The sequence below is a fragment of the Pseudomonas sp. PvP028 genome, assembly GCF_017832255.1.
GTDB classification, from domain to species: Bacteria; Pseudomonadota; Gammaproteobacteria; order Pseudomonadales; family Pseudomonadaceae; genus Aquipseudomonas; species Aquipseudomonas syringae.
In genome coordinates, this window is record NZ_JAFIBL010000001.1 from 222671 (window position 1) to 247457 (window position 24787).

At 60.5% G+C, this 24787-nt stretch carries 24 protein-coding genes; 12 read left to right on the forward strand and 12 right to left on the reverse strand.

Annotated features, from left to right (window positions below):
• Window positions 1–50 precede the first annotated feature (50 nt).
• Both JOE34_RS01010 and JOE34_RS01015 read left to right on the forward strand, forming a co-directional pair.
• Complete coding sequence (locus JOE34_RS01010; protein WP_004402755.1) at window positions 51–347, forward strand: hypothetical protein; 297 nt, start codon at window positions 51–53, stop codon at window positions 345–347.
• Entirely contained in the window at window positions 344–844 is a 501-nt protein-coding gene (locus JOE34_RS01015; RefSeq protein ID WP_032658865.1) for a hypothetical protein, read from the forward strand. The genes JOE34_RS01010 and JOE34_RS01015 overlap by 4 nt, the downstream gene beginning before the upstream one ends.
• Window positions 845–883: 39 nt before the next feature.
• On the opposite strand, the gene JOE34_RS01020 is transcribed toward JOE34_RS01015, so the two are convergent.
• Entirely contained in the window at window positions 884–1306 is a 423-nt protein-coding gene (locus JOE34_RS01020) for a flagellar protein FlhE (RefSeq protein ID WP_229636506.1), read from the reverse strand.
• A gap of 343 nt (window positions 1307–1649) precedes the next feature.
• Here JOE34_RS01020 and JOE34_RS01025 point away from each other — a divergent pair, with 343 nt between their 5' ends.
• Window positions 1650–2870: a glycosyltransferase family 1 protein gene (locus JOE34_RS01025; RefSeq protein WP_004419078.1), complete on the forward strand. Its 1221-nt coding sequence runs from the start codon at window positions 1650–1652 to the stop codon at window positions 2868–2870.
• Here the strand turns inward: JOE34_RS01025 and JOE34_RS01030 are convergent.
• From JOE34_RS01030 to JOE34_RS01040, 3 genes are all read right to left on the reverse strand, one after another.
• Window positions 2839–3942, reverse strand: a complete 1104-nt coding sequence (locus tag JOE34_RS01030; RefSeq protein ID WP_209994975.1) for an NADH:flavin oxidoreductase — start codon at window positions 3940–3942, stop codon at window positions 2839–2841. The genes JOE34_RS01025 and JOE34_RS01030 overlap by 32 nt on opposite strands.
• A gap of 157 nt (window positions 3943–4099) precedes the next feature.
• Window positions 4100–4588, reverse strand: a complete 489-nt coding sequence (locus JOE34_RS01035) for a glutathione peroxidase (protein ID WP_003316994.1) — start codon at window positions 4586–4588, stop codon at window positions 4100–4102.
• Between the two features lie 131 nt (window positions 4589–4719).
• Window positions 4720–5205 carry a peptidylprolyl isomerase gene (locus JOE34_RS01040; protein WP_003346185.1) on the reverse strand — a complete coding sequence of 162 codons (486 nt, stop codon included), beginning with the start codon at window positions 5203–5205 and terminating at the stop codon, window positions 4720–4722.
• 14 nt (window positions 5206–5219) lie between these two features.
• Here JOE34_RS01040 and JOE34_RS01045 point away from each other — a divergent pair, with 14 nt between their 5' ends.
• The 3 genes from JOE34_RS01045 to JOE34_RS01055 all read left to right on the forward strand — a co-directional run bounded on the left by JOE34_RS01045 (window position 5220) and on the right by JOE34_RS01055 (window position 8663).
• Window positions 5220–5525, forward strand: a complete 306-nt coding sequence (locus JOE34_RS01045) for a DUF3565 domain-containing protein (RefSeq protein WP_003346184.1) — start codon at window positions 5220–5222, stop codon at window positions 5523–5525.
• A 78-nt stretch (window positions 5526–5603) separates the two neighbouring features.
• The gene (pta, locus tag JOE34_RS01050; protein ID WP_003346183.1) at window positions 5604–7694 is read left to right on the forward strand and encodes a phosphate acetyltransferase; all 2091 of its coding nucleotides are present in this window, start codon (window positions 5604–5606) and stop codon (window positions 7692–7694) included.
• Window positions 7695–7757: 63 nt separating this feature from the next.
• A complete protein-coding gene (locus JOE34_RS01055) occupies window positions 7758–8663 on the forward strand; it encodes an acyltransferase (protein ID WP_046719906.1) in 906 nt (301 codons plus the stop codon).
• A gap of 108 nt (window positions 8664–8771) precedes the next feature.
• Here JOE34_RS01055 and JOE34_RS01060 read toward each other — a convergent pair whose 3' ends face one another.
• From JOE34_RS01060 to rutR, 6 genes are all read right to left on the reverse strand, one after another.
• Window positions 8772–9461, reverse strand: coding sequence for an OmpA family protein (locus tag JOE34_RS01060; RefSeq protein ID WP_003319364.1), 690 nt, complete (start codon window positions 9459–9461; stop codon window positions 8772–8774).
• Between the two features lie 113 nt (window positions 9462–9574).
• Window positions 9575–10501 (reverse strand): ABC transporter permease, encoded by a 927-nt coding sequence (locus JOE34_RS01065; protein ID WP_003316999.1) that lies wholly within the window; start codon window positions 10499–10501, stop codon window positions 9575–9577.
• On the reverse strand, window positions 10501–11610 hold the full coding sequence (locus JOE34_RS01070; protein ID WP_024665525.1) for an ABC transporter permease: 1110 nt from the start codon (window positions 11608–11610) through the stop codon (window positions 10501–10503). The genes JOE34_RS01065 and JOE34_RS01070 overlap by 1 nt, the downstream gene beginning before the upstream one ends.
• Window positions 11603–13114: an ABC transporter ATP-binding protein gene (locus JOE34_RS01075; RefSeq protein ID WP_209994977.1), complete on the reverse strand. Its 1512-nt coding sequence runs from the start codon at window positions 13112–13114 to the stop codon at window positions 11603–11605. Before JOE34_RS01075 ends, JOE34_RS01070 begins: the two co-directional genes overlap by 8 nt.
• On the reverse strand, window positions 13111–14202 hold the full coding sequence (locus tag JOE34_RS01080) for a BMP family ABC transporter substrate-binding protein (RefSeq protein WP_209994979.1): 1092 nt from the start codon (window positions 14200–14202) through the stop codon (window positions 13111–13113). The genes JOE34_RS01075 and JOE34_RS01080 overlap by 4 nt, the downstream gene beginning before the upstream one ends.
• Before the next feature lie 213 nt (window positions 14203–14415).
• Entirely contained in the window at window positions 14416–15144 is a 729-nt protein-coding gene (gene rutR, locus JOE34_RS01085; protein ID WP_024650086.1) for a pyrimidine utilization regulatory protein R, read from the reverse strand.
• A gap of 293 nt (window positions 15145–15437) precedes the next feature.
• Here rutR and rutA point away from each other — a divergent pair, with 293 nt between their 5' ends.
• The 6 genes from rutA (at window position 15438) to JOE34_RS01115 (ending at window position 20436) form a co-directional block, all read left to right on the forward strand.
• On the forward strand, window positions 15438–16520 hold the full coding sequence (gene rutA / locus JOE34_RS01090) for a pyrimidine utilization protein A (protein WP_004419096.1): 1083 nt from the start codon (window positions 15438–15440) through the stop codon (window positions 16518–16520).
• A complete protein-coding gene (rutB, locus tag JOE34_RS01095) occupies window positions 16520–17257 on the forward strand; it encodes a pyrimidine utilization protein B (RefSeq protein ID WP_017277829.1) in 738 nt (245 codons plus the stop codon). The genes rutA and rutB overlap by 1 nt, the downstream gene beginning before the upstream one ends.
• A 10-nt stretch (window positions 17258–17267) precedes the next feature.
• Entirely contained in the window at window positions 17268–17651 is a 384-nt protein-coding gene (gene rutC / locus JOE34_RS01100) for a pyrimidine utilization protein C (RefSeq protein ID WP_003317005.1), read from the forward strand.
• Between the two features lie 41 nt (window positions 17652–17692).
• The gene (gene rutD / locus JOE34_RS01105; protein WP_024665529.1) at window positions 17693–18472 is read left to right on the forward strand and encodes a pyrimidine utilization protein D; all 780 of its coding nucleotides are present in this window, start codon (window positions 17693–17695) and stop codon (window positions 18470–18472) included.
• A gap of 13 nt (window positions 18473–18485) precedes the next feature.
• Complete coding sequence (gene rutF / locus JOE34_RS01110) at window positions 18486–19022, forward strand: NADH-dependent FMN reductase RutF (protein WP_003346162.1); 537 nt, start codon at window positions 18486–18488, stop codon at window positions 19020–19022.
• A 220-nt stretch (window positions 19023–19242) separates the two neighbouring features.
• Window positions 19243–20436, forward strand: a complete 1194-nt coding sequence (locus tag JOE34_RS01115; protein ID WP_209994981.1) for an HD-GYP domain-containing protein — start codon at window positions 19243–19245, stop codon at window positions 20434–20436.
• Between the two features lie 24 nt (window positions 20437–20460).
• Here JOE34_RS01115 and JOE34_RS01120 read toward each other — a convergent pair whose 3' ends face one another.
• Together JOE34_RS01120 and JOE34_RS01125 are read right to left on the reverse strand one after the other, a co-directional pair.
• Window positions 20461–23190, reverse strand: a complete 2730-nt coding sequence (locus tag JOE34_RS01120) for a LuxR C-terminal-related transcriptional regulator (RefSeq protein ID WP_209994983.1) — start codon at window positions 23188–23190, stop codon at window positions 20461–20463.
• Window positions 23191–23399: 209 nt separating this feature from the next.
• Window positions 23400–24764 carry a DUF1329 domain-containing protein gene (locus JOE34_RS01125; protein WP_004402712.1) on the reverse strand — a complete coding sequence of 455 codons (1365 nt, stop codon included), beginning with the start codon at window positions 24762–24764 and terminating at the stop codon, window positions 23400–23402.
• Between the last annotated feature and the right edge of the window lie 23 nt (window positions 24765–24787).

The window sequence follows — 24787 nt, forward strand, 5'->3', positions numbered from 1 at the left end:
ATATGGCATTATCCTTGCTCTCCTGATTAAAAAAAACAGGAGTAATCGCTATGGAAATAAAAACAGAATCTGCCGCAGAACAACTCTCCTCCTACCGACCGGCATCCCTCGAAAGACTACCGGAAAACCGTTCAGATCAGTTTGCAAGCCTGTTGAACGCTGCCATCACACAGACGGAGAAAAAACCTCCAGTCGCATTACCCGCAACACTCGGCAGCTCGGTAATGTCCCGCTCAAATCGCTTCATGGATAGCATGACTATCGAACAACGCAGATCCATTGTGGAGGATAAAGACTTCGTGCCTATGCCAGCGGCAATGGAACGTGCGCGAGGGACTTTCAAATGACCCATACCGACAATATTTCGCCATTCCTGAACGTCACACCGTTAGGTGTACGGTACAAAACAACACCACGCCCCCCGGCATCAACACCTGAAAGCTTCGCTAACGTACTTCAAGAAGCCGTCCGCGAAAAAGATACACCTCATTGCGCAAGGACAATCCTGCGAGGAGGAGAACTCAGGCACAAGCTGATGGAACAGGCTCAAAGCAGCCCGGTCGAAGCGAGCTTCCTGGCCAGACACTATGCGTACAATTCATTGACTGGCGAGGGAGTCGATCTATCTGATTACCCCGTGATTCGTTACTGCGCCACGGGCAAGATAGTCACACCCGAGTCGAGCGCTTACTTTCAGAAAATCGGGGGGTGTATGCAAAAAGAGCGAACAGCCCTTTATGAAGAAGAATATTTGAAAGGTACGCCTGCGGCCAGGATACTTGAAAAGATACTAAACTTTAACGACGCTCTTCCTCTCGCATTTCGTGACATGGCAAATTGGTAGCCTGAGCGTCCTCCCTGTCGGGGGGAGGCGCTTGTGAGATTACCAATCGACAGTTATTCGCCCTTGCTGTCCAGCGACTGGCACCCTTCCCGCATCTCCAACCTTCATCGTGTAATAGAACTTGCGACTTGCCGACTGATTACCGAAAAACGTTGTGGACCCCGTTCGCTGACGTGATACGTTCAGGCATACGCTGACACCTTGGCACAAGTAGACCTCAAGCCCCTGAGGCCAGCCCACCACGTTCCAGTTCCAACTGACACTTTTGATCGTCGCTGTCACAGGCGCATGCCTGCTTACTGGCAGCTCAGCGGTGTGAACATAGCTTTTTGAATGAATAACCGGCAGAGCAACCGACGATTGATAGTTCCCAGCCAGTGCAAGGTTCGAAAAGGCTAACAGTGCCAAAGCAATTCCTGAAGCCGAAAGAGCCCATTTCAATTTATTGTCGTTAAATTTCATTTTACTTCCCTAGTATATTGATAAGCAGGAACAACTAAAAATCCAGCCATTCCAAACCAACGTTAACGAACCACACAGTTCGATAACCCGACATTACTAGGCAAACAGATAATATCAACACGTATCAGAACAGACCACGCGCTTTTAGGAAACGATGTGAACACCTGTAGGAAGCCAATTAACTTTATCGTAATTTTTATTAAAATCATTGTACAGCCTATGCGTTTACCTATTAACTATCCCGCGCAGTCTCACGCCAACTTGCCCGCCTTACCGACGCCCTATCACCAATCCATCACATAACCGCCACATAACCGAAATGTAATCAGTCGACACTGCTCTCATGAGCCAAATTCTTAATGTCACCCTGATCACTGAAACCTTTACTCCCGAGATCAACGGCGTCGCCAATACCCTGGGGCGGCTGTGTGAAGGGTTGCGGTTGCGCGGGCATCGGGTCGAGCTGGTCCGGCCACGTCAGAACGACGAGATCGGCGCGGGCACTGCAGAGGATCTGCTGCTCTGCCGGGGCTGGCCGATACCGGGTTACCCGGGGTTGCAGTGGGGTCAGTCTTCGATGCACAAGCTGCTGCGGCGCTGGCAACGGCGTCGGCCGGATGTGCTGTACATCGCCACGGAAGGTCCGCTGGGGCTCTCGGCACTGCGCGCAGCGCGGCGGCTGGGGATTGCGGTGATCAGTGGCTTCCATACCAACTTCCCGCAGTACACGCAGCAGTACGGCATGGGTTTCATCACCCGCTTGCTGACGCACTACCTGCGCTGGTTCCACAATCGGTCACGCATGACGCTGGTACCCAGCATCAGTCAGAAGGTCGAGCTGGAGCGACGTGGCTTTGAGAGGATCGAGCTGTTGTCGCGTGGCGTCGACAGTCAATTGTTCAGCCCGTCCAGACGCTCGCAGCTTCTGCGCGAGAGCTGGGGTCTGCAAGCCGATGATGTTGCGGTCCTGCATGTTGGCCGGCTTGCCCCAGAAAAAAACCTGAGCCTGCTCAAAGCCTGCTTCGAGGCGCTCAAAGACAGTTACCCGCAACGTAATCTGAAACTGGTGGTGGTTGGCGACGGGCCTCAACGCCCGCAGCTGGAGCAGCAAATCCCGGATGCGATTTTCTGCGGCACCCAGCGCGGCGAGGTGCTGGCGACGCACTATGCCTCGGCCGATATGTTTCTGTTCCCCAGCCTCACCGAAACCTTCGGCAACGTAGTTCTCGAAGCACTCGCCTCAGGCCTGGGCGTGGTCGCCTACGATGAAGCCGCAGCCGGGCAGCATATCCGCCACGGCCACAACGGTGCGTTGGCCATGCCGGGGGACGAGGCGGCGTTCATCGACTCGGCGCGCTGGTTGCTGGAGGACAGTGAGACACTGCGCCGCGTGCGCCTCAATGCCCGGCAACATGCCAGTCGCCAGGGCTGGACAGCAGTCATCGATCAGTTCGAGCGTCAATTGCGCGAGGCCTGCCCGAGCCAGAACGCGGCAAGCGTCAAAGAGATCAGGCCGGTAGCCAGCAAGAAGATCAGGCCAGTGTCGCCAGTGCGTCTCGACTGAAAGGCAGGATGTCCTGCTCGCGGCCTTCGCGCACTTTCAGTGCCCAATCCGGATCGACCAGCAGCGCACGCCCCACCGCCACCAGATCGAACTCGTCGTTGCCCAGCCGCTTCAGCAGATTTTCCAGGCTGGCCGGTTGAGCGACCTTGTCGGTGTTGACCATAAATTGCAGGAACTCACCGTCCAGTCCGACGCTGCCGACTGTGATGGTCGGTTTGCCAGTCAGCTTGCGCGTCCAGCCCGCCAGGTTCAGGTCAGAGCCTTCGAACTCAGGCTCCCAGAAACGCCGGGTAGAGCAATGAAAGATATCCACACCAGCATCAGCCAGAGGCTGCAGAAACGCGCCCAGCGCCTCGGGCGTTTGCACCAGGCGCGCGGTGTAATCCTGCTGTTTCCATTGTGAGAAACGGAAAATGATCGGGTAATCCGGGCCCACAGCGGCGCGCACGGCCTTGATCAGTTCGAGAGCAAAACGTGAGCGGTTGGCGAGGCTGCCGCCGTACTCGTCGCTGCGTTGATTGCTGCCCTCCCAGAAGAACTGATCGATCAGGTAACCGTGGGCGCCATGAATTTCGACACCGTCCATGCCCATCGCCTTGGCATCGACGGCAGCCTGGGCAAAGGCAGCCACTATCTCGTCGATGTCCTGCTTGCTCATGCCATGCACCAGCACCTGAGCGTCCTTGACCTTTTCCATCGGCCCATAGGCAGGCACGCTGCCGTCCGGCTCGGTGCCAGGACGGCGAACAGCGCCGACGTGCCAGAGTTGCGGGACGATCCTGCCGCCCTCCGCATGCACTGCCTCGACCACCTTGCGCCAGCCGGCCAGTGGCGCTTCACCGAAAAACTGCGGGACGTTCGGATAACCGTTGGAGGCCTTGTGATTGACCGTCGTACCTTCGGTGATAATCAGCCCGACACCTGCAGCAGCGCGCCGCCGGTAGTATTCGACGACCTTCGAGTTGGGCACGTGCCCTGGCGAGAACGAGCGGGTCATGGGAGCCATGACCACACGCGATGACAGCTCCAGGCTGCCCAGACGGAAAGGCGTGAACAAGGCTTTTGCCGACATGCGCAACTCCTGTGAAATGGTCGATTGCCACCAGGCGCGCAGAATATCGCCGGGCGTCAGCGGTGGCCCAGTACTATTGATCTGGCTGATCTGAGTTCAGAAGCGACGAGCGCGCAAGAAAGCCGGGCGAACGCAAAATGCTACCCCGGCCACATGATCAGCTTTGCGCCAGGGCCTTTTCAATGGCCTGGATCACGGCAGGATCATCCGGAGTGGTACGCGGAGAAAAACGTGCGCTTACACCACCGTTCTTGCCGACCAGAAACTTTTCGAAGTTCCAGGTGATATCCCCGGGAAACTCGGCACCCTCGCCCGCGAGCAAACGGTAAAGCGAGTGACGGTTAGGGCCGTTGACGTCGAGTTTTTCACCCAGCGTAAACGTCACGCCGTAGTTGAGTTGGCAAAACTCGGCGATCTCTTGCTCGGTACCCGGTTCCTGCCCGGCAAACTGGTTGCACGGCAGCCCCAGTATCTCAAGGCCCTTGTCCTTGTACTGCTGATAGAGGTTTTCAAGTGCTGCGTACTGCGGTGTGAGCCCGCATTTGGACGCGACGTTGACCACCAGAACCACTTTGTTCCTGAAATTCGCCAGCGGCAGTTCCTGGCCACCCAGCGCTTTCAATTTGATGTCGTGAAAAGCACTCATGAGAACCCCTTTTGAAACAAGTCGCCCCAGGCTATAACCCGAAAAAAGGCACCGTGACCGCACGCGTAACGAAAGTCGTCATCGCAGAACAGCCAGGGCGCCTTTTCAGTGCCTGAGCTTAGCAGTACAAATCAGTGTTGATGACCGCCTTCACCGTGAACATGGCCGTGAGCCATTTCTTCTTCACTGGCATCACGGATGGCCACAACCTTCACGTCGAAGTTCAGGCGCTGACCCGCGAGCGGATGGTTGCCGTCAACGGTAACATCGTCGCCTTCCAGATCACGGATGGTCACGATCTGCATGCCGCCATCCGGACCGGAAGCGTGAAACTGCATGCCGACTTCGAGCTTGTCGACGCCTTCGAACATGCTGCTGCTCAGGGTGCTGACCAGTTCGGCCGAGTACTCACCGTAGGCGTCTTCGGGCTCGACGGCAACGTTCAGCTGGTCGCCTACTTCCTTGCCTTCCAGTGCCTTTTCCAGGCCCGGGATGATGTTGCCTGCACCGTGCAGGTAAACCAGCGGCGCAGCACCGGTAGAACTGTCGATGACCTCACCAGCGTCGTTGGTCAGGGTATAGTCAATGGAGACAGCCTTATTGGCGGCGATCGGCATGGGGACAAGACCTTTTGCTTAAGATTGAAGAACGGGCAAGTTTAACCAAGCAATCGCCCGAAAGCGAACGCAACTCTGACGGACGGCCCGCTTTGAAAGGTTCAATCGTTATCGATTTGAGACAGGACGAGCACGGTCACTGGTTTGCGCTGCTATCGTGCGGCCATACCCAGCACCTGCGTCATGACCCTCCGTGGCAGTCACGCCCCTGGGTGCTGGACCCGCTGCAACGCAGTCAGATGAGAGGTCAGGCCTTTTGTTGCGGCTGGTGTGCGAATGCCACAGATAACGATAGTCTTGCCGCAGAGAAATCGCGCTAGACGGTTTCCGGACTTTTTCGGTCGACGGCGGTTCCCTATGTGCTGCGACCCCTTGCACTGCTCAATCGAGAAGCCAGTATGCAGACTTTTTTTATCGCCCCCACTGACTTTGGCGTGGGGTTGACCTCCATCAGCCTGGGACTGGTGCGCACGCTGGAGCGCGCCGGCTTGAAAGTCGGCTTTTTCAAACCGATCGCCCAGCCACACCCCGGCGATCTGGGCCCCGAGCGTTCGACCGAGCTGATGGCTCGCACCCACGGCCTCAAGCCGCCCAAGCCTTTGGGGCTGGCGCATGTCGAGCGCATGCTCGGTGATGGTCAACTGGATGAACTGCTCGAAGAGATCATCAATCTTTATCAGCAGGCAGCTGTCGGCAAGGACGTGCTGGTCGTCGAAGGCATGGTCCCGACCCGCAGCGCGAGCTACGCCGCGCGGGTCAATCTGCATTTGGCCAAGAGCCTGGACGCCGAAGTCATTCTGGTCTCTGCCCCGGAAAACGAAGTGCTCGCCGATCTGTCGGGCAGGGTCGAATTGCAGGCCCAGCTGTTTGGCGGCCCCAAGGACCCCAAGGTGCTGGGGGTGATACTCAACAAGGTGCGCACCGAAGAGAGCATGGAAGTCTTCGCCTCGCGCCTCAAAGAACACTCGCCGTTGCTGCGCAGTGGCGACTTTCGCCTGCTGGGCTGTATCCCGTATCGCGCCGAACTCAACGCGCCGCGTACCCGCGATGTGGCCGAGCTGCTCGGTGCGCAGGTGCTGAACGCAGGCGACTACGATCAGCGCCGCATGACCAGAATCATCATTTGTGCGCGGACGGTGCTCAACACGGTTCCACTGCTCAAGCCGGGTGTGCTGGTGGTGACGCCGGGCGACCGCGACGACATCATCCTGGCGGTGAGCCTCGCGGCAATAAACGGCGTACCGCTCGCCGGCCTCCTGCTGACCAGCGATACCGTGCCCGACCCACGCATCCTGGAGCTGTGCCGCGGCGCACTGCAGGCGGGGCTGCCGGTGCTGTCGGTCAGCAGCGGCTCGTATGACACGGCAAATCGCCTGAATCAGTTGAACAAGGAAATCCCCATCGATGACCGCGAGCGCGCGGAAAACATCACCGATTTCGTTGCCAGTCATCTGGACGCCAACTGGCTGCACCAGCGCTGCGGCACCCCCCGCGAGCTGCGCCTGTCGCCCGCGGTGTTTCGCTATCAGTTGATCCAGCGCGCGCAAGCGGCCAACAAGCGCATCGTGCTGCCTGAAGGTAACGAGCCGCTGACCATTCAGGCTGCCGCGATCTGCCAGGCACGCGGTATCGCGCGTTGCGTGTTGCTGGCCAGGCCCGAGGAAGTGCACGCCGTTGCGCAGGCGCACGGCATCGAGCTGCCGCAGGGGCTGGAAATTCTTGACCCGGACCTGATTCGCGAACGCTACGTTGCGCCGATGGTGGAACTGCGCAAAAGCAAAAGCCTGAACGCGCCCATGGCCGAGCAACAGCTCGAAGACCCGGTGGTGATCGGTACGGTGATGCTGGCGCTGGACGAGGTCGACGGGCTGGTGTCCGGCGTCATTCATTCCACCGCCAACACCATCCGGCCGGCCCTGCAGCTGATCAAGACCGCGCCAGGCTGCACGCTGGTGTCTTCAGTATTCTTCATGCTCTTTCCCGAGCAGGTGCTGATGTACGGCGACTGCATCATGAACCCGCATCCGAGTGCCAGCGAGCTGTCCGAGATTGCCTTGCAGAGCGCCGACTCGGCCACTGCCTTCGGTATCTCGCCGCGTGTGGCGATGATCAGCTACTCCAGCGGCAATTCGGCCAGCGGCGAAGAAGTCGAGAAAGTCCGCGAAGCGACGCAGCTGGCACGCGAAACCCGCCGCGATCTATTGATCGACGGGCCGCTGCAGTATGATGCGGCCGCCAACGAACAGGTCGCCCGGCAGCTGGCTCCGGACAGCGCGGTCGCAGGACGCGCCAACGTGTTCGTGTTCCCGGACCTGAACACCGGCAATACCACATACAAAGCGGTGCAACGCAGTGCCGACTGTGTGAGCCTCGGCCCGATGCTACAAGGCCTGCGCAAACCGGTGAACGATCTGCCGCGCGGCGCGCAGGTCGACGACATTGTCTACACCATCGCGCTGACAGCCATACAGGCCGACACGCTGTCCTGATGCCTGACCCGAGTGCCGCAGAGCAATCTGCGGCTTCCGATAACTTGCGGAGCCGTCTTCTTCATGGATTTTCTGCCTGCCCCGTTACGCGGCGTCATTGCCTCGCTGTTGCTGGCGCTGAACACCATCGTCTGTTGCACAGTGCTGTTCGCGGTCACGATCCTCAAGATCTGTCTGCCCTTCTCTGCGGCACAGCGTTTCACCGACTGGTTGATGAGCCACATCCATGAAACCTGGATCGGCAACAACAATGCCTGGATCAAACTGCTGTGCCACACCCGCTGGCACCTGAGCGGTCTTGAAGGGCTGGATTACAATCACTCGTACCTGGTCACCAGCAATCACCAGAGCTGGGTCGACATCATGGTCTTGCAGTACGTGCTCAACCGACGTATTCGCCCACTGAAGTTTTTCCTCAAGCAGGAGTTGATCTGGGTTCCGGTGATCGGTCTCGCTTGGTGGGCGCTGGGCTTCCCGTTCATGAAGCGCTACTCCAAGGCATACCTTGCCAAACACCCGGAAAAGAAAGGCAAGGACCTGGAAACCACGCGCCGCACCTGCGCGAAGTTTCGCCATAACCCGGTGGGGATTTTCAACTTCGCCGAAGGCACGCGCTTCACCGCCGGCAAACACGCGCAACAGAACTCGCCGTTCCGCCACCTGCTTAAACCCAAGGCTGGCGGCATTGCCTTCGTGCTCGATGCGATGGGCGAACAGCTGGAATCGATCATCAACGTGACCATCCACTACCCTGGCGGACAACCCGGCTACTGGGACCTGCTGTGCGGGAATGTGAAGGAAGTGGTTGCGTACTTCGAAGAGATCAAAATCCCGCAGCAGTTTCTCGGCAAGAATTACGACCAGGACGGCGAATACCGTCTGGAATTCCAGCAGTGGATCAATACGCTATGGGAAGAGAAGGACCGGCTGCTGGACAGCCTGCATGAGCAGTATCCAGCGCGGCATTGATATTGACTGGTGGGAGCGAGCTTGCTCGCGAAGAGACCATCGCCTTCGCGAGCAAGCTCGCTCCCACTTTGCCCGCATTCAACCCGTCTGCGAGCGGAGCGGCATCGATCAGTACTGCTGACCCGGAATCGGCTTGAGGTTGACCTCTACGCGGCGGTTCTGGGCGCGGCCGTTGACGTCGGCGTTGCTGGCAATCGGTTGATCAGGACCTGCACCGCGCACTGACAGGTGCGCTTGATCGACGCCTTGCGAGGTCAGGTAAGTCGCGACGCTCTGGGCGCGCTGTTGCGACAGGTCCATGTTGTGCTGGCGGCTGCCAGTGCTGTCGGTGTAACCGACGATTTCAATGTTGTTCTGATTGAACTGCTTGAGCGAGCTTGCCAGGTTGTTAAGCGGCGAATAGAAGCTGCTGGCAATGGCCGAAGAGTCCGTCGCGAACGTGATGTTACCCGGCATGATCAGTTTGATCTGGTCACCCTGACGCTGCACCTCGACACCGGTGTTGGCCATGCTCTCGCGCAACGCAGCTTCCTGCTTGTCTGCATAGTAGCCGTAGCCCGCCGATGCGGCACCCGCCACTGCAGCGCCGATCAGGGCGCCCTTGCCGCGATGATTGTGATCGATGGCCGCACCGGCTACCGCACCGGCCAATGCGCCCAGTCCGCCGTACTTGGCCGTTTTGCTCATACCACCGGAGCTTTGCGCCTGGCCTTGATTGTCATAGGGATTGGATGTTGCACAGCCGGAAAGCATGGCTACGGCGGTGGCGACAATGATCAAACGACGCGAGGTAAACATTCAGGAGCTCCTGGTTTTGACGAACGCTAATAACCGGATTAGAGCATACACGCTATCAAAAATTCCTTAACCCGTGCTGAACCGCCCGTATTGCGGGCTTCTGCGCGCACCGCTCAGCGGCGCTCCTCACGAATGTAAGGTTCGCCCAGCGCACCGGGCTGGCTGCTCGATTGACGCTTGCCGCTCGCCACCCAGACCATGACCAACAGGGTTACCGCGTAGGGTGTCATCAAGACGAAATACTGGGGCAGGCGCACGCCGGTTGCCGCCAATTGCGGAATCAGCGCCTCGATACCGCCGAACAGCAAAGCGCCGGCCAACGCGCGCCAGGGCGACCAGCGCGCAAAGATCACCAGCGAAACTGCAATCCAGCCGCGCCCGCCGGTCATGTCGGCGATCCACATCTTGGTGCTGAGCACGGCGATGAAACCGCCGGCCAGCCCCATCAACGCGGAACCGGCGACAATCGCCGCCAGGCGATAACCGAGCACGGAAATACCTGCGGCATCGGCGGCCTGCGGGTTCTCGCCCACCGCGCGTAGGCGCAGCCCGGTGCGCGTGCGATCGAGCAGCCAGACCACCGCGATGAAAATAACCACGGTCAGGTACACCAGCGGATTCTGCACAAATACCCGGCCTACCACGGGCAGCTCGGACAACGGCCACAGCTCGACCGCCTGCAAGCCGCTGACCGGGCGGTTGGTCCAGCCCAGCAGCGTGCCCAGCAGCCCGGTCAAGCCCTGACAAAAGAACACCAGCGCCAGCCCGGCGATCACCTGATTGATCCGCAGCACCAGCACCATCAGCGCAAACAGCAACGACACCAGACCTGCCGCCGCCATCGACGCCAGCAGCGAAAGGCCAGGCGAGCCGAGGCTCAACTGCATACCAATGCCCGCCAGTGCGCCGACCAGCATCAGCCCTTCGACGCCCAGCGCCAGTACACCGCTGCGCTCGATGAGGATCAGGCCCAGCGCTGCCAGGGCGAACGGCACGGCAAAATCCGGTGCGCTGCCCAGCCAGTGGGAAATAAGCTCCATCAACGTTCTCCTGCCTGAATGCGCCGCAGGCGATGGCGGATGAAAAAGTCCGACGACGCGACGCAGATCACCAGAATCGCCTGGATCAGTTGCACCATCGAAAACGGAATCTGATAGAACACCTGCAGGTTGCGTCCGGCCACGAACAGCATGGCGATCAGCAGCGCGACCACGGTTGCGGCCACTGGATTGTTGCGGGCCAGAAAGGCGATCAGAATCCCGGAAAACCCGTAGCCTTGATAGAACGACTGAGTAAGGCGCCCTTCCTGCCCCGAGGTCACGACAAAACCTGCGAGCCCAGCCAGCGCGCCCGACAGCAGCACGGTGCCGATGATCATCTTGCGCACCGGCACGCCCACCGCGCCGGCGACTTTCGGATTGGCGTCGACGAAGCGCAGGTACAACCCGGCCCGCGAAACACCGACGAACCACAGGGTCAGACCGGTGACCAGCAGCGCCAGAGGGATCGCCGCGTTATACCCGGCAAACAGATCGGGCAGCCGCTCGAAGCTCTGAAACGCGGGGGAATAGGGAAAGTTGTCTCGCGGGTCTTTCCAACTGCCGTACACCAGGTGCAGGAGGAAATTGGCAGCGATGTAATTGAGCATCAGCGTCGAGATGATCTCGTTGACCTGCCACTTGAGCTTCAGCAGCACCGGCCCCAGGCTCCACAACAATCCGCAGATAACGGCTGCCGCCATCATCAGCGGCAGACGCAACGCCTCCGGGCCCACCTGAAACAGCGAGATCGCCGTGGCGCCAATCGCCCCCCAGATCATCTGACCTTCCAGACCCAGGTTCCAGAAACGTGCCCGAAACGCCATGCACCCGGCGAGCCCGACCATGATCATCGGCGATGCCTGAAACAACACTGCCTTGAAGTTTTGTGCATCGAACACTGTCTGCACGACGAACTCGTTGAGCAGCTCGTCGGCAGGCACGCCGGCAAGAATCAGAATCACAGTGCAGATCGTCAGTCCGATCAGCAACGCCAGGGCAATGATCAGCGCCTGCAACAGCCAGCCGGTTTGCTGACGAAGCTCCAGGGTGTAGCGCCGCGCCAGCAAAGGTTGCCGTGCGGATTTCATTGGTTGCGCTGATTCAGTCATGGCTCACCATCGCTTTGCCGATGGCTTGCCGGTCGGCAGGGTGCGCGAACTCGGCGACAATGCGCCCGCCGTTCATCACGCCGACACGGTCAGCCAGGGCCAATACTTCGTCCAGATCCTCGCTGATCACCAGTACCGCAGCCCCCGCGTCCCGCGCCGCCCGCAAACGGGCATGCACCGCCTGGGTGGCACGCACATCCAGGCCCCGACTCGGGCTGTGCACCAGCACCAATTGCGGGTCGCGGCTGAATTCGCGGGCGATCACCAGTTTCTGGGCATTGCCTCCCGACAACAGCGCAGCTTTCTGATCGAGAGAGCGCACGCCCTGTACGTCGAAGTCCGCCACGGCGCGCTGCGCATCCTGTTTCAGACGCTTGTAGCCGAGACGCCAGAAAGAACCGTATTGCCCGCTGTGAATATTGCCGATGGCAAAGTTCTCGGCCACTGACAGCGACCCGGCCAGCGCCGCGCCGTAGCGGTCGGCCGGGATCGAGGCAATGCGCAACTGCCGACGCTGGTCGGCCGACGCGCCGCGCAAATCACCAAACCCGGCCATGTGGATTTCACCCTCAGTGGCTTGCGGCAGCCCCATCAGGGCGTTGGCCAGCTCGGCCTGACCGTTGCCGCCCACGCCTGCAATGCCGTAAATCTGCCCGGCGTGCAGGCTCAGGTTGACGCCGTTGAGCGTACTGCTGCCGACGCTGCGCAAGTCCTTGACCTGCAAACGCACCTCGCCGGGCGTCGCTGGTTGATGCTCGGCAACCGGCACCGATTCGCCTACCGTAAGCTGCACCAGTTGCTCGACACTCACCTTCTGCGGGTCGAGGGTCTGCACGGTTCGCCCGCCACGCATCACGGTTACCCGGTCGGCATAGCGCTTGACGTCAGCCATCTTGTGCGTGACCAGAACCACAGCCGCGCCTTGCCGGGCGAATGCCTGAACAGTCACCAGCAGACGCTCGGCCTCCTGATCGGTCAGCACTGCCGTGGGCTCGTCGAGGATCAGAATCCGCGCACCGGCGAGCAACACCTTGAGAATCTCGACCCGCTGCTGCTCAGCGACTGACAGACTGTCGACGGTGCGCGCCGGGTCAATCGCAAACCCCAGCGCCTCGGCCTTGCCGACGATCTCCTGTTCCAGCGCACGCAGACGCTTGCGATAGCTGCCTTCGCCGGGTTGCTCGGGCAGTGCCAGGAGAATGTTCTGCGCCACTGTGAATGGCTTCACCAGCTTGAAGTGCTGGTGGACCATGCCGATCCGATAACGGCTGGCGTCCCTGGGCCCCTGAAGCTGAACCGGGTTGTCGTCCAGCAGCAGGGTGCCGGTTTCCGGTGCGTACAGCCCGGCGGCGATATTCATCAGCGAGGACTTGCCTGCACCGTTCTCGCCCAGCAGGGCATGCACTTCACCCCAACAGGCGGTGAAGTCGGCATCGATCAGCGCCTTGAAGCCATCGAACGACTTGCTGATGCCGGTGAGTTGCAGCGCATTGACCTGGCTCATTGCTGAGTCTTCACGCCTTCGACGAACCAGTCCATTTTCCACAGGTCCGGGTCAGACAATTGCTGACCGGCCGCGACCCGCTCCTTGCCGTCACGATCGGCCAGCGGGCCGCTGTAGATGATTTTTCTGCCGGCCAGCAGCTCGGCACGCTCGGTCTCGATCTTCTTGCGGTCCGCATCGGAAATGATCGCATACGCAGTCAGCTTGATATCGGTGCCGCCCTGCTGCATCGAGAGCAGCGCGCCGTTGGCGGGCGGCGTCCAGTTGCCGGCAATGATTTTCTTCAGCTCCGGCCCCAGGAAGCGATCCCAGACCCACAGCGACGAGCAGACCGTCGCCTTGGGGGCGAACTCGCTCAAGTCGCGATGGTGGCCGGTGCCGTGAATGCCGCGCTCCTGTGCGACGATCTGCGGTGTCGGGCTGTCGACGTGCTGACCGACCACATCGGCACCGTTGTCGATCAGCGCCATGGTTGCTGCGCGTTCCTTGACCGGGTCGTTCCATGCACCGGTATAGACCACGTTGACGGTGGCCTTCGGATTGATCTGCCGGGCGCCCAGTTCATAGGCGTTGATGGTCCAGTTGACCTGGCCAAACGGGTTGGCGGCGACAAACCCTAGCTTGCCGGTCTTCGAGGCCGCGCCTGCGGCCATGCCGCACAGGTACTGGCTTTCGTAGGTACGCCCGTAAAACGATTCGAGGTTGGGTGCATTGGTGGTGCCGGAGCCGTTGAGGAACGCGACTTTCGGGTATTTCCTGGCCAGCGCAAGAAAGGTGTCGGAGTAGCCAAATGCAGTGCCGACGATGATGTTGGCACCGCGGGCGATGAGTCGGTCGACCACCGGCGTAATGGCCGCGGCGTTCTCGGGCACGCTCTCGACGTACTGGATCTTGGTATCCAGATCCTTTTCCAGCTTCACGCGCGCTTCGTCGAAGGCCTGAGTCCAGCCGCCATCATTGCGCGGGCTGATATACACCATGGCGATTTTCGGCTTCCCTTCGAGGGTCAATCCTTCAGCCTGAGCAAGGCTGACCGCTCCCAACGCTACGGCCGCACACAATGTCCCGGGCAACAGTTTCTTGTACATAGACGTTTTCCTGAGGGTAATGGCCGATGAGGACCGCACAGGCAGGCATTAGCAGCATCCATGCCATTACAGGAAAAGCGCTATGGAACAACGACCTGACGCCATCGAGACGAATAAAACAGATCAAATGGTCTGAATCGGAGCACTTGGTTTGTGCAGGACGCCCGCGCACTGCGCGAGCGGGGTGCGCGGGTCAGGTCCGCCGAAGCCCGGTCACGCCTTGCGCGGCAAGATCCCGTCCAGAACCATGCTGCGCAGGCTCGCCAGCACCTCTTCGAAAAACCCCGGATCATCCAGGGTCTTGCCAGTCACGGCCTCGACCTGAGTGCGGAAGTCGGCGTAATGCTGAGTGGTTGCCCACAGGGTGAAAATCAGATGGTGCGGGTTGACGGGGGCCAACTGGCCGCTGTCGATCCAGTGCTGAATCACCGCCACCTTGGCCTGCACCGTGTCACGCAACGGGTGCTGCAACTCGCCCTGAATCAGCGGTGCGCCCTGCATCACTTCCATGCAGAACAGCCGCGATTCGGCCGGGTGATCGCGGGACATTTCCAGCTTGGCCTTGATATAGGCGCTGATCGCCTGCACCGGGTCCTTGTCGGCGGTGAAGTGCAACAGCGGGCTCAGCCATACCTCGAGCAACTGACGCAGCACATTCAGGTACAGGTCGTCCTTGCTGCTGAAGTAATACAGCAGGTTGGTCTTGGAGACGTCCGCCAGGCTCGCGACCTGATCCAGGCTGCTGCCGTGCACGCCGTAGCGAGAGAATATCTCCAGCGCCGCATCGAGAATCAGCGTGCGCTTGCCTTCCATCAGGCGCATGCGCCGCTTCAGGGACGTCGCACTGGGTTCGCGGGTCGTCTTGACCACGGTCTCTGGCTTGGCCTTGCGTACGCGTTTCTTCGCCGGGTCAGCCAGGGGAGGTTTCTTGTTCACGCACATCCATCCAGTGATGCCGAAATGAGCGGGCATCTTAACGGGCGCAGCTGTTTTGTCGATACGGATTGCCTGCGCCGTCCGCCCTGCCCCATCTGCGTGCGCCCTGCACAAACCAAGTGCTCTGATTCGGACCAAATGGTCTGAAACAAACATTAAAAATCCACAAACCCTTGAATAAAAACGATAAATATTTCTGGCCCGCTTAATGCAAAAGATCATCGAGAGACGATTGAAAGACGATTCAAGTGCCGCCAGTCGCGCTTCGGCACGCATCGACCCACGCAGAGAGGCCTCATATGGACATTGGTATCTTCATCCCCATCGGCAATAACGGCTGGCTGATTTCCAGCAATGCTCCGCAGTACATGCCGACCTTCGAGCTGAACAAACAGATCGTGCAGAAGGCCGAGGGCTACGGCTTCGACTTTGCGCTGTCGATGATCAAACTGCGTGGTTTTGGCGGCAAGACGCAGTTCTGGGAACACAACCTGGAGTCGTTCACGCTGATGGCCGGCCTGGCCGCAGTCACCAGCCGGATCCAGCTGTTCGCCACCGTCGCCACCCTGACCATCCCGCCCGCCATTGCCGCGCGCATGGCATCGACCATCGATTCGATCTCCAATGGCCGCTTCGGGATCAACCTCGTCACCGGCTGGCAGAAGCCGGAATATGAGCAGATGGGGCTGTGGCCGGGCGACGAGTTCTTCCACACTCGCTACGAATACCTGGCCGAATATGCTCAGGTTCTGCGTGACCTGTGGGCCACCGGCAGCAGCGACTTCAAGGGCGAACATTTCAGCATGCAGGACTGCCGCGTCAGCCCTCGCCCACAGGGCGACATGAAGCTGATCTGCGCCGGTCAAAGTGAAGCGGGCATGGCGTTCTCGGCACAATATGCCGACTACAACTTCTGCTTCGGCAAAGGCGTCAACACACCCACAGCGTTCGCGCCGACTGCACAGAAACTGCTCGAAGCCAACGAAAAGACCGGCCGCAACGTCACTTCCTGCGTGCTGTTCATGATCATCGCCGACGACACCGACGAAGCTGCACGGGCTCGCTGGGAGCACATCAAGGACGGTGCCGATGAAGAAGCCATCGCCTGGCTGAGCGAAAAAGGCTCGGCAGATAAAAGCGCCGGCTCCAACCTGCGGCAGATGGCCGACCCGACCTCAGCAGTCAACATCAACATGGGCACGCTGGTGGGGTCGTGGGCCACAGTGGCAAGAATGCTCGACGAGGTTGCCAGTGTTCCGGGGACTCAAGGCGTGATGCTGACGTTCGATGATTTCGTCAAAGGCGTCGAAGATTTCGGCGAGAAGATCCAGCCACTGATGACCAGCCGCAAGCACATTGCGCAGCTCAAGGAGGTGGTCTGATGACGACCTCGGCAACCGTCGCAGGCGTTGACCTGCCGGACGTGCAACCCGCCCGCGAACTACCCGCCCGTCCTGAACCGCTGCGCATGAAACCCGGCGAAACCGCGCTGGTGGTGGTCGACATGCAAAACGCGTATGCGTCGCTCGGCGGGTATCTGGACCTCGCCGGGTTCGATGTGAGCAGCACCGGGCCGGTCATCGCCAACATCAACAAGGCCTGTGCCGCAGCGCGTGCGGCAGGCATTCCGGTGATCTTTTTCCAGAATGGCTGGGACCCGGCCTACGTCGAGGCCGGTGGCCCCGGCTCACCGAACTGGCACAAGTCCAACGCCCTGAAAACCATGCGCAAGCGCCCGGAACTCGAAGGGCAACTGCTGGCCAAGGGTGGATGGGACTACCAGCTTGTCGACGAACTGACGCCGCAGCCTGGCGACATCGTGGTGCCGAAAATCCGCTACAGCGGCTTCTTCAATTCCAGCTTCGACAGCGTGCTGCGCAGCCGCGGCATTCGCAATCTGGTGTTCACCGGCATCGCCACCAATGTCTGTGTCGAATCGACCCTGCGCGACGGTTTTCACCTGGAATATTTCGGCGTGGTGCTGGCCGACGCGACCCATCAGGCAGGCCCCGAATTCGCTCAGCAAGCCGCGCTGTTCAACATCGAAACCTTCTTTGGCTGGGTATCCAGCGTCGATGACTTCTGCACCACTTTCAGCCCTGTCGGGCAACTTTCGTGAGGACACCAGCATGACCAAAAAAGCGATCATCCCTGCCGGCACCAGCAAGCCCATCGCGCCGTTCGTACCGGGCTCCATGGCCGACGGCGTGCTCTATGTCTCGGGCACACTGCCGTTCGACAAGGACAACAACGTGGTACACGTCGGCGACGCCACCGCACAGACCCGTCACGTGCTGGAAGCCATCAAAAGCGTGGTCGAGACCGCGGGCGGAACGATGGACGATGTCACGTTCAACATGATCATGATCCGGGACTGGGCCGACTACGCCAAGGTCAACGAAGTGTATGCCGAGTATTTCGCGGGCGAGAAGCCAGCCCGTTACTGCATCCAGTGCGGCCTGGTCAAACCCGAGGCGCTGATCGAAATCGCCAGCATCGCCCACATCGGCTGAATCGCGACCGTGGGCCGTTGACGCCCACCCGGAGAAAACCCATGTTCCATGAGTTTCATGCCTGCCAGCATGCCGATGCACCGACCCTGGTGCTCAGTTCCGGGCTGGGCGGGTCTGGCCGCTACTGGGCAGATGACTTGGCACTGCTGACCCGCGACTACCGCGTGCTCGTCTACGACCATGCCGGAACCGGACGCAGTCCTGCGGTGCTGCCAGGGGATTATTCGATCCGGCACATGGCTGTGGAATTGCTGGCCCTGCTTGATTCGCTCGACATCCAGCGCTGCCATTTCATGGGCCATGCGCTGGGCGGCCTGGTGGGTCTGGAACTGGCCCTGCTGCGCCCGGAACTGCTGCAAAGTCTGATACTGATCAATGCCTGGAGCAGTCCGAACCCGCACAGCGCGCGCTGCTTTTCAGTGCGCAAAAAACTGCTGTTGAACAGCGGACCGGAGGCCTACGTGCAGGCTCAGGCGCTGTTCCTCTACCCTGCAGACTGGATCGCCGCCAACGGCCCGCGGCTGGCCGACGACGAAGCCCACGCTCTGGCGCACTTTCCCGACACCGACAACCTGCTGCGGCGCATCCATGCGCTGGAAACCTTCGACGTGGAGGCCGATCTCACGCGCATCCACACCCCGACCCTGCTGATTGCCAACCGCGACGACATGCTGGTGCCCTGGCAGCAATCCCGGCACTTGGCCAATGCGCTGCCGAACGCAACGCTGGTGGTGCTGGACTATGGCGGCCATGCCTCGAACATTACCGATCCACAGCCCTTCCAACGCGCCCTGCTCGCTTTTCTCAGCACACAACCCTGAAAGGACTCATCCCATGCCTACCTCCTCTGCAGCTCCCGCCATTCTGCCCATCGCTGCTGTCAGCCAGCTGGCGTTTCGCGATGCGATGTCCGGCCTGGCCGCCGCCGTCAACGTCATCACCACCGACGGCCCTGGCGGACGCGCCGGCTTTACCGCGACCGCCGTGTGCAGCGTGACGGATCAACCGCCGACGCTGCTGGTGTGTATCAACCGCAGTGCATCGGTGTATGACGCCTTCATCGAAAACGGCAGGTTGTGCGTCAATACGCTGGGCAATGGTCAGCAGGATTTGTCCAACCTGTTCGGCGGCAAGAGCTCCCAGCAGGAGCGCTTTGCCTGCGGCCAGTGGGAGGCCGGAGTGACCGGCGCGCCGATCCTCGACAGCGCAAAGCTGGCGCTCGACTGCAAGGTGAGTCAGTCGGTCAGCGTCGGCACGCATGACATTCTGTTCTGCGAGGTGGTGGATATCAGGCATCAGAGCGGTGCAGATGCATTGGTCTACTTCGGCCGTCGCTATCATCACCTGCCGAGCGAAACGCCAGTGGCCTGAAGGCTTGAGAATGAACTCGCCAGAATGCACCAAATAGACATGATTTTTTGCGACAGCCCCGTATACTGGCATTGTGAGATTAGAACAATCCTTGCAGTCAACGGGGTGACGTCATGTCGATCAATAGCGCCTGCATTCTGCTGATACCCGCCAGCAGCCCTTCGTATGCTCGTTGCGCTTACCCGCTGCCTGGCATGCCTACGCACGCAGGTGGCTGAGCATGCTGAAAAAAATACCTGTGGCTGAGCTTGCCCTGGGCATGTACATCCACAAAATCTGCCGCCGCTGGACCAATGATCCGTTCTGGATAGGCCTGGTCGAAGTCATGCTCGATGACGCTGAAGTGCTCAAGCGTATTCAGCAATCGGGCACTAAAGAAGTCTGGATCGAAACCGGTAAAAGCCGTGTAGTGACACCCCAGACCTCAGCCGCATCGGCAGCGCCATCGGCCAGCGAGGATACAACTCCGGCCAGTCTCGAAACGGAAGTTCTACGCGCCAGGCTGATCTGCGGACGGGCCAGAGACGCGGTCATGTCCATGTTTACCGAAGCGCGCATGGGCCGGGCCATGGATGTCGGCAATGTGCAGTTGCTGGTGGAGGAAATCTCCAATTCGATCCTGCGCCATCCGCACGCGCTGATCAGCCTGTCCCGCCTGAAGACCTCCGACGAGTACACCTACATGCACTCGGTGGCGGTCTGCGCGTTGATGGTTGCGCTGGCCAAACGCATGGGCATGCCTGACGATCAGGTCCGTGAGGCCGGTGTGGCCGGGCTGATGCACGATGTCGGCAAAATGATGATTGCCTCGGCGGTGCTCAACAAACCGGGCCGCCTGACCCGCGACGAATTCGAGATCATTAAGGCCCACCCCGAGCTGGGCGTGAAGATACTCATGGACACGCAGCCCGTGGCCGCGTCGGTGATCGATGTCTGCCTGCATCACCATGAGAAAGTCGACGGCTCGGGCTATCCGCACGGCCTGAAAGGCGACCAGATCAGCATCTTTGCGCGCATGGGCGCGGTGTGCGACGTGTATGACGCCATCACCTCCGACCGCCCTTACAAAAAGGGCTGGGGCGTTGCCCATTCGATTCGCGAGATGGCGTCATGGAAGGGGCATTTTGACGATATGGTTTTTCAAAGCTTCGTCAAGACCGTGGGTATTTACCCGATCGGCACACTGGTACGCCTGGAAAGCGGGCGTCTCGGCGTGGTGGTCGAACAAGGTGAGGCGTCGCTGCTGAAACCGAAAGTGAAGGTTTTCATGTCGGCGCGCACCGGCAAGACGTTCGCCGCACAAGTCATCGACCTGGACTGCCCTTCCGACCCGGACGGAATCCTCAGAATCGAAAAAACCACCGACTGGGGGCTGGAAGAAGTCGATACGCTGTGGGCGGGCAGTCCGGCCTGAGTGGCCCGGTAAACTCCATCGTCGTCAAGCCAGCAAGCCCAGCGTCTTGGCCCTCGCCACCGCTTGAGTGCGACGCTCGACCCCCAGCTTGCTGTTGATGTGGCTGGCGTGGGTCTTGACGGTGTGCAGGGAGATGAACAACTGCTCGCTGATCTCCTGATTGGAACAGCCCTGTGCAATCAGTTGCAGCACACCCAGTTCGCGCACGCTGAGGCAATCGCCGCCATGTGCCGGCTCGGGCGACGGCGTGCAACAGGCCGGGAGCTTTTCCAGCAATGCAGCTTGAACCCGACAGGGTGGCAGGTGCAGAAGTTGCTCATGCAGCCACCGGGGGTGCTCGCCAATCAGCGCCTTGAACGGTATCAGTGCGCCGCCGGACGCTGCGGGCAGGCTGCGCAGCAACAATGCCCGCGCCTCGTCGCATCGCGCCTGGCTCAGCAGCAGGCCGATCTGCTGGGTCATGGCGATCAGTCCAAGCAGTTTCGCCCCCACCTCCTGAGCGTGCCGTTCGAGCGCCTGCAAGCGCTGCTCGCAGGCAACGCCGTCACCCTGCAGTCGCTCGAGTACAGCACGCTGCAACTCGATGTGCTGCGGCAGCTGTGGATGGCACTCAGGGGCCGCAGCGCCGAGGCCGCCGTTGTAGGTCTGCGTCAGGCGCAGCAGCCACGCTTCGGCAAGGTCCATGCGCCCCTGCAACAGCCACAGCTCGCATTTGACCAGGGTAATCATCGCCAGATAATAGATCGGCGGCACGTCCCAGATGTGCATCAGCCGTTCGGCTTCGGCGAGTTCAGCGAAGGCTTCGGCAAAGCGGCCGGCGCAGCCTTCCATGGTAGCGATCACGCAGTGGCCGATCAGTACGCTGATGTCGCGACAGGCGCGCGCCTCGGCCAGGCCGGCCAGCAATAACACCCGCCCCTCGTCAACCTGCAGACGCAGGGTCAGCAAGTAGCCCTCATACAGCGTCAGACGCGCGCGGACCGCGTACAGCCGAATGGTGGACAAGCCTTTGAGGCGTTGCTGCCCCTGCCGTACTTCCTCGAGCGCGCGGAGAATTTCGCCCCGGGCCTGCAGGACTCGGGCGCGGTCGTAATGCGCCAGCGCCTCGAACAACGGATTGGCGACCCGCTGAGCCAGTTCCAGCGCATCACGATTCAACACGCGGGCGCGCCACAGATCACCGTTGGCGACCGCGAGGTTGGCCAGTGTCGACAGGCATACCAGCCGCTGCCCATAGCGTCTTTCCGGCAGGCTCAGCAGGGCTTCGGTGCAATAGCGCTGAGTCTTATCACTGTCTCCGCGGCCGCGGGCGATGATGCCGCTGAGTGCCAGCCATTGGGCGAGCATGGATTTCTGAGCGGTTGCCGAGGGCGCCGGCAGAAACCGGCTCAGCTGATTGGCCAGCTCTTCGGCGGCATCCAGCTGGCAGGCCAGCCCCAGCGCCCAGGCGTAGAGCACGATCAAGCGGGGTGTGCTGGTCAGCAGGTCATCCGGCAAATCCATCTTCCAGCGCAGCAGCATGCCGACGTTCTGTTCGGCCAGCAGCTGTTCTTCCGAGAGGTTCTGCACCAGATTGGCTGCCACATCCAGATGCCCGGCGCGCAAGGCCTGCTCGACCGCTTCGTCCAGTTGGCCCTGAGCGCTGAACCAGCGGCAGGCATTGAGGTGCAGGCGGGTCGGCGGTGCGCCGGCCGCCTGACGAGCGCGCAACAGATCGGAAAACAGATGGTGATAGCGAAACCAGTGGCCCTGCTCGTCCAGAGGCACCAGAAAAACCTGATGCGCCTGCAGATAACCCAGCATCCCGGCGCTGTCGTGACCATCCCGCGCGGCGTCGCACAGCTCGGCGCAAAAGCGTTCCAGGCAGGCGGTGTCGTAGAGAAACGCCTGAACGTCGGCAGGCAGGCAGTCGATCACTTCTTCCAGCAGGTACTCGCGAATCAGCACCTCACTGCCGCGCAGCGCCTGGGACAAGGCGCTTTCATCACCGGCCTCGGACGCCGCCAGCAACCAGAAGCGCAGCCCGGCGACCCAGCCTTCGCTGCGCTGAATCAGGCTTTGCAACGCCTCGCTGTCGAGCGAGCCGCTGTGCCGCCCCAGCACTGCCATGGATTCGGCGTGCGTGAGGCGCAGGTCCTGTTCGTTGATTTCCAGCAGCTGCCGCGTCAGACGCAAGCGCGCCAGATGCCAGTCCGGGCGCTGTCGGCTGGTCACCATGACCACCAGCCCGGCCGGCAGATGATTGAGAAGGAACTGCAGGCAGCGATCGAGTACCGGCCCCTGGGCCAGATGATAGTCATCGAGCACCAGCAACAACGGTTTGCTCAACATCAGGTGCATGGCCAGTTCGTCGAGCAGACTGTCGAGCCACTCCTCGAAGGCGAACGGCTGGTGGCGCTGGCGCATCTTCAGCAGGCCCATCGCCTGCGCGCCCAGTTGCGGGAAGAATTGTTGAAGGCTGGCCAGCAACCGCTCTAGAAAACGGCCCGGGTCGCTGTCCCGCGCGCTAAGACCCAGCCATACGTTTTGCCAGTTGTCCGGCAACCCCTGACAGAACTCGACAGCCAGCGAACTCTTGCCGAACCCGGCCGGGGCGCAGATCAGCAGCAGTCGGCCGCCAAGCCCTGCATCGAGACGCTGACACAGGCGCGCACGGGGAACATAACCCTCAGGCAGAGGTGGACGGAAAAATCGCCCTTCCAACGCAGGAATCGCGCCGTCTGCAAACCCTTGAATTCGGGACAGATCAGTCATGGCCGGCTCGTGTAGGAATCGTTGTTTCGGCATCGCGGTGTTCGGAGACTAGCGGGTAAATCGCTACTTTTGAAAGGCCATCACCGAAAAGACTGTAACAAAATTCCTACGACTTATAAGGCCACTTTCCACAACTGAAAAAGCCCCGTTCAAGGGGCTTTTCAGGAGCACGAGGCAGACGCTGAGCTACAGCGTGTATCGATCAGACATCAACGAACCCCTTCCTGACGCAGCGCGTTGGGGGTGAAGTCGCTGGTGCCTGCCGTGAAGCCGAACTCGTAGGCTTTCTTCTCTTCGTTCTTCATGCCCAGCGCCACGTAGCGACCCGATTGCAGGTCATACAGCGTTTCTACCGCGTACCACGGCACTTGCTTGTCGTAGTAGTTTTCCGAGTGCGCCTCGGCCACGCGCCACAGCTGACCACGCCCGTCATAGTGGTCGATGACCGCGGCCTGCCAGGTGTCTTCATCAATGAAGAAGTCACGCTTGGCATAGATATGACGCTGCCCTTCCTTGAGGGTGGCGGTCACGTGCCAGACGCGGCGCAGCTCGTAGCGGGTCAGGTCCTGGTTGATATGGCCGGCCTTGATGATGTCGGCGTACTTGAGCGTCGGATCGTCCAGCTTGTGGCTGTTGGAGGCGATGTACATTTCCTGCTTGCCGATCAGTTTCCAGTCATAGCGATCCGGCGCACCGTTGTACATGTCGAGGTTGTCAGACGTGCGCAGCCCGTCGGACGCAGTACCCGGCCCGTCATAGGACACCTGCGGCGCACGACGGACGCGGCGTTGACCGGCGTTGTACAGCCATGCCGAGCGCGGCTCCTTCACTTGATCGAGGGTTTCATGCACCAGCAGCACGCCACCGGCCAGACGCGCCGGGGCGGTGACTTCCTGCTTGAAGTAGAACAGCACGTTGCCTGGATTTTTCGGGTCGAAATCCCTCATCTTGTCGCGAAACACGAACTGATCGGAGAAATACACCAGGCTGTAGGAGCCGTTGGGCTGTGGCGTGGCCTGGGTGACCAGACGCTTGACGCTGCCGCCCCGGTAGCGGGTGATGTGGTTCCAGATGACCTCGACACCGCTTGCCGGGATCGGGAACGGGATGGCCGTATCGAAGTTTTCCAGACCACTGCCGCCACCGACCAGCTTGGTGGTGGTGGCATTCTTTTTGATCGCGGCGAACACATCATCCGGCACGGTAGCACCGCGATGGGTCGGGTAGACCGGAATCCGGTAGCTGTCCGGGTAACGCTTGAACATCGCGTATTGGCCCGGCGCCAGCTTGTCCTTGTACTGCTCGACATTGGCCGCGGTGATGATGAACAGCGGTTTTTCACTGGCGTACGGGTTGGCAAGGAAACCCTTGCTGTCCACCGCCCCGGCGTTTTTCGGCATCGGGCTCCAGGCCGGAATGGTGTTGGCCGCATTACCGGCCTTTTCCGCGCCCATCGGCGTCAGCGAGGTGCCCAGCTTCGCCGCTTCGGACTCGGACACCGCAGCCATCACACCGGTCGCCAGCAGCGACATCCCCAGAACCCCGGCCTGCAACAGATTTTTTGTTATTTTCATGTTCGTCGTCATCCTGAAAACCA